The organism is Pseudomonas sp. HR1 (assembly GCF_030175875.1).
Lineage (GTDB): Bacteria > Pseudomonadota > Gammaproteobacteria > Pseudomonadales > Pseudomonadaceae > Chryseomonas > Chryseomonas oryzihabitans.
Genome location: NZ_JASNRF010000091.1, coordinates 1 through 501, shown reverse-complemented (window position 1 = coordinate 501; position 501 = coordinate 1). Strand labels below are relative to the sequence as shown.

The 501-nt window shown below is 65.5% G+C and carries 2 protein-coding genes; both read left to right on the top strand.

What is annotated here, in order from left to right:
- The coding region (locus tag QKY98_RS23760; RefSeq protein ID WP_502945107.1) for a permuted SH3 domain-containing protein at positions 1–234 on the top strand (234 nt) is incomplete at its 5' end.
- Between the two features lie 9 nt (positions 235–243).
- Positions 244–501: efflux RND transporter permease subunit (locus tag QKY98_RS23755; RefSeq protein ID WP_284671725.1), on the top strand; the 258-nt coding region annotated here is incomplete at its 3' end.

Sequence of the window (501 nt, the reverse complement as noted above, 5' to 3'; positions counted from 1 at the left end):
CAGGCCAAGGTACTTGGCGTGCCCAATGGCGCCGTGCATGTCGTGGAGGATCGCACCGTGGTGTTCGTCCGGACGGCAGACGGCTTTCAGGCGACACCCGTGGTCACCGGGGTCCGGGACGGTGAGCGCACAGAGATTCGTCAGGGCTTGAGCGCCGGCCAGGTAGTGGCCGACCGCGGCAGCTTCATTCTCAAGTCGGAACTGGGCAAGGGCTCGGCCGAGCACTCCCACTAAGGGCGCATCATGTTCGAACGTATTCTTCGCTTCGACATTGAGCAGCGCTGGCTGGTGCTGCTCGCCACGCTCGGCATCGCCGCCCTGGGGATCTACAGCTATCGCCACCTGCCCATCGATGCGGTGCCGGACATCACCAACGTCCAGGTACAGATCAACGCGGAAGTACCGGGCGCTTCGCCGCTGGAGGTCGAACAGCGGGTTACCTATCCGCTGGAAACGGCCATGGCCGGCCTGCCCGGGCTGGAGCGGACCCGGTCGTTGGCG